Raw genomic sequence first — 4,500 nt, 5'->3', positions numbered from 1 at the left:
CGATTGGCTAAAAACCCCCCTGCCTGATTGGCGGGGGGTTTGATGGTTTGTTTTATTCAGCTGCGTCTTCGTATTCTGACATTGGCGGGCATGTGCAGATGAGGTTTCGGTCGCCGTATGCGTTGTCGACGCGGTTGACGGGGGACCAGTATTTGTCGACGCCCATGGAGCCTGGGGGGAAGCAGGCCTGTTCGCGGGTGTAAGGGCGGTCCCAGTCGCCGACCAGATCACGCACCGTGTGGGGGGCGTTTTTCAGCGGGTTGTTCTCCGCGTCGATCTTGCCGTCGATGATGTCCTGCGCTTCGGCCCGGATCGACAGCATAGCCTCGCAGAAGCGGTCCAGCTCGTCCTTGGGTTCCGATTCCGTGGGTTCGACCATCAGGGTGCCGGCCACCGGCCAGCTCATCGTGGGTGCGTGGAAGCCTGAATCGACCAGACGCTTGGCCACGTCGTCGACGCTGACCTGCGCTGCCTCGTCCAGCGGGCGGGTATCCAGAATGCACTCATGCGCCACTCGGCCTGTCTCGGACGTATACAGGATCGGATAGGCGTCCTGCAGACGTGCCGCGATGTAGTTGGCGTTCAGGATTGCCACCTTGGTCGCCTGGGTCAGACCTTCGCCGCCCATCAGCAGCACATAGGCCCATGAGACCGGCAGGATTGAGGGCGAGCCGAAGGGCGCCGCCGAGACCGGACCCACGGCAGAGCCGTATTCCGGATGGCCGGGCAGGTGTTCCTCAAGATGCGCCTTGACGCCGATCGGACCCATGCCGGGGCCGCCGCCGCCATGCGGGATGCAGAAGGTCTTGTGCAGGTTCAGGTGGCTGACGTCACCGCCGATCTTGCCCGGCTGGGCCAGACCGACCATGGCGTTCATGTTGGCTCCGTCGATATAGACCTGACCGCCGTGATCATGGGTGATCTGGCAGACCTCCTGCACGGTGGTCTCGAACACGCCATGGGTGGACGGATAGGTGATCATGCAGGCGGCCAGATGATCGGAGTGCTTTTCCGCCTTTTCGCGGAAATCACCCAGATCGATATTGCCGTTCTCATCCGCTTTCACCGGTACAACCTGATAGCCCACCATCTGAGCCGAGGCCGGGTTGGTGCCATGCGCCGAGGTCGGGATCAGGCAGACATTGCGGTGCGCCTCACCCCGCGATGCATGATAGTTGCGGATGGTCAGCAGGCCTGCATATTCCCCCTGCGCGCCCGAGTTGGGCTGCTGGGAGATCGCGTCATAGCCGGTGATCTGGCACAGCTTGTCGTTCAGATCGTCGATCATCTCGTGATAGCCCTGCGCCTGATCTTGCGGGCAGAACGGGTGCAGATTGCCGAACTCGGGCCAGGTGACCGGGATCATCTCAACCGTGGCGTTCAGCTTCATGGTGCAGGACCCCAGCGGGATCATCGCCCGATCCAGCGCCAGATCGCGGTCGGCCAGACGACGCATATAGCGCGTGATCTCGGCTTCGGCCCGGTTCTTGTGGAATATCTCGTGGGTCAGATAGGCGCTTTCGCGCAGCGCATGTTCCGGCAGGCGGTAGAGCTTGTTCGAGCTGTCATCCTTGCGCTCGATCCCAAAGGCGCCCCAGACGGCTTCGATGGTCTCGGGGCGGGTCTGCTCATCCAGGCTGATGCCCACTTTGCTGTCGCCAACCTTACGCAGGTTGACGCCGCGGGCCACGGCGGCCTCCATGACAACATTCTGCAGATGGCCAACCTCAACCGTGATGGTGTCGAAGAACACCTCGGGTTCCACCGCAAAGCCCGCCTCTTCCAGGCCAGCGGCCAGGCGCGAGGTCTTGCGGTGCACCGATTGCGCGATGGCCTTGATGCCATCGGGGCCATGGTACACGGCATACATCGAGGCGATCACCGCCAGCAGCGCCTGCGCCGTGCAGACGTTCGAGTTGGCTTTTTCGCGGCGGATATGCTGCTCGCGGGTTTGCAGCGCCAGGCGATAGGCCTTGTTGCCGCGGCTGTCGATGCTGACACCGATGATCCGGCCCGGCATAGAGCGCTTCAGCTTGTCGGTGGTCGCCATATAGGCGGCGTGCGGGCCGCCATAGCCCATCGGCACACCAAAGCGCTGGGTCGAGCCGATGGCGATATCCGCGCCCATCTCACCCGGTGACTTCAGCAGTGCCAGCGACAGGATGTCGGCGGCGACAATGGCGATGGCTTTGTGTTCATGCAGCGCCGCGATCTCGGCGGTGAAGTCGCGCACATGGCCGTGGGTGCCGGGATACTGGAAGATCGCGCCAAAGACGGCGCCCGCATCCAGCGTGTCCGGATCAGCCACCTGCACCTCGATGCCCAAAGGCTCGGCGCGGGTTTTAATGACCGCGATGGTCTGCGGGTGGCAGTTCTTGTCAACAAAAAAGGCCGCGTTATTGGCCTTGGAGCGGCCGCCGCGCTTGGCCATCGCCATCGCCTCAGCTGCCGCCGTGGCCTCATCCAGCAAGGACGCGTTGGCCACGTCCAGCCCGGTCAGATCGCTGACCATGGTCTGGAAGTTCAGCAGCGCCTCAAGCCGACCCTGGCTGATCTCGGGCTGATAGGGCGTATAAGCCGTGTACCAGGCCGGGTTCTCCAGAATGTTGCGCAGGATCGGTGCCGGCGTGGTGGTGCCGTAATAGCCCTGACCGATCAGCGAGGTCAGAACCTTGTTCTTGCTGGCGATTTCTTTCATGTGGAACAGCGCATCGCGTTCGGTCATCGCCGGACCCCAGTCCAGCGGTTCTTTCTGGCGGATCGCAGGCGGGACGGTGGCGTCGATCAGCTCGTCCAGTGTCTTGAAGCCGATCACCTTGAGCATATCGCGCATCTCGACCGGGCTGGGCCCGATATGGCGGCGGTTGGCGAAGTCATAGGCTTCGTAGTCGGTCAGTTTGAAGGCCATTGTTGCGCTCCTCAGGGAATGTCTCGCCCGGCCGCTCTGGCGGATGCCTCCGGCGGGAGTAATTGGAAAAGGATGAAGCGACGGAGCCCCGATGCCGGGGCTCCGGAGTAGGTTCAGCCGATCAGGGCTTTGTAGCCGTCCAGATCCATCAGATCTTCCAGCTGCGACGCATCCGTGATCTTGATCTTGTAGATCCACGCCTCACCTTCAGGATCGTCGTTCAGCGATCCGGGGGCGTCGGCCAGCGCCTCGTTCACTTCCGCAATCTCACCATCCACCGGCGCATAAAGCTCAGACGCCGCCTTGACGGATTCGATCACGCCGATCTCGCCGCCCTTTTCGAACTCATCACCCGCTTCCTGCTGCTCGACAAACACCACATCGCCCAGCTGTTCAGCCGCGTGCTTGGTGATGCCCAGTGTGGCGATGTCGCCCTCGACGGTCAGCCATTCATGCTCTTCGGAATAATAGGTTGCCATGTTGTCTCTCTCCTGACTTCAACGCTTGTAATTCTGGGTAACAAAAGGCAGCGCCACGATCTGCGCCGGTTGCGGCTTGCCCCGGATGATCAGGTTCACCACCTCGCCCGGTTCGCCATGGCCCTTGCTCACATAGCCCATCGCCACCGGCCCGCCGACCGTGGGGCCGAACACACCCGAGGTGATCTGGCCGATGGTATTGCCCTCGGCGCACTGGATTTCCACGCCCTCACGCGCCGGTGCGCGCCCGTCTGGCTTGATGCCGACCAGCTTTTTGGCGGGGCCTTCGGCCAGTTCCTTCTGCACGCGGTCCGCACCCGGAAAGCCGCCCTCTTCCTTGCGGCGCTTTTGCATCGCCCAGCCCAGCGAGGCCTCGACCGGCGAGGTGCTCTGGTCAATGTCATTGCCGTAAAGGCACAGACCCGCCTCAAGCCGCAGGCTGTCGCGCGCGCCCAGACCGGCGGCTTCGCAATCCTCATGCGCCAGAAACGCCCGTGTGACCTCAATCGCCTTGTCCTCGGGGATCGAGATCTCGTACCCGTCCTCACCGGTATAGCCCAGCCGCGAGATACGACACTCAACGCCGTTGATCGGCGCCACCGTGGTTTCCATGAACTTCAGATCCCGCGCCGCAGGGCACAGCTCGCCCACAACGTTTTCCGCCGCCGGACCCTGAACCGCCACCAGCGCGCGGTCGAAGATCTCGGTCACTTCGACGCCCTCAAGATTGGCTTTCATATGCGGAATGTCCTGATGACGCAGCGCCGCGTTCACCACCACAAAATAATGATCCCCCGCATTCGACACGATCAGATCATCCATGATCCCACCGTCTTCGTTCGTGAAGAACCCGTATCGTGCCTTGCCCGGCTTCAGCGTCGCATAAGCCTGCGGGCAGATCGCCTCAAGCTTCTCACCCACATTCTCGCCACGCAAAATCACCTGACCCATATGAGACACATCAAACACCGCCGCCTTCTCACGACACTGCTTATGCTCTCCCATAATCCCCAAAGGATACTGCACAGGCATCTCCCAGCCCGCAAAATCAACCAACTTACCCCCCAACTCAACATGAAGGGAGTGCAACGGCGTGCGTTTTATGGATGTCAT

The 4,500-nt window shown here is 62.0% G+C and carries 3 protein-coding genes; all 3 read right to left on the bottom strand.

Features of this window, described 5'->3' with window-relative positions; genetic code table 11:
• Positions 1-52 precede the first annotated feature (52 nt).
• Positions 53-2,908, bottom strand: coding sequence for an aminomethyl-transferring glycine dehydrogenase (gene gcvP / locus BLU89_RS20955; protein ID WP_074739675.1), 2,856 nt, complete (start codon positions 2,906-2,908; stop codon positions 53-55).
• A gap of 113 nt (positions 2,909-3,021) precedes the next feature.
• Positions 3,022-3,387 carry a glycine cleavage system protein GcvH gene (gcvH, locus tag BLU89_RS20950; protein ID WP_074739673.1) on the bottom strand — a complete coding sequence of 122 codons (366 nt, stop codon included), beginning with the start codon at positions 3,385-3,387 and terminating at the stop codon, positions 3,022-3,024.
• Positions 3,388-3,405: 18 nt separating this feature from the next.
• Positions 3,406-4,500 carry a glycine cleavage system aminomethyltransferase GcvT gene (gcvT, locus tag BLU89_RS20945; RefSeq protein ID WP_074739671.1) on the bottom strand — a complete coding sequence of 365 codons (1,095 nt, stop codon included), beginning with the start codon at positions 4,498-4,500 and terminating at the stop codon, positions 3,406-3,408.

Origin of the sequence: Ruegeria halocynthiae (assembly GCF_900106805.1) — a bacterium.
In the GTDB taxonomy this organism is placed as follows: domain Bacteria; phylum Pseudomonadota; class Alphaproteobacteria; order Rhodobacterales; family Rhodobacteraceae; genus Ruegeria; species Ruegeria halocynthiae.
The sequence above is the reverse complement of the archived record's forward strand: the minus strand, read 5'-3'. Positions and strand labels throughout refer to the sequence as shown.

Bases quoted from the DNA above. Each gene is read 5' to 3' on its own strand.
- gcvP (WP_074739675.1), bottom strand. From the start codon at position 2,908: ATGGCCTTCAAACTGACCGACTACGAAGCCTATGACTTCGCCAACCGC.
- gcvH (WP_074739673.1), bottom strand. From the start codon at position 3,387: ATGGCAACCTATTATTCCGAAGAGCATGAATGGCTGACCGTCGAGGGC.
- gcvT (WP_074739671.1), bottom strand. From the start codon at position 4,500: ATGACATCCATAAAACGCACGCCGTTGCACTCCCTTCATGTTGAGTTG.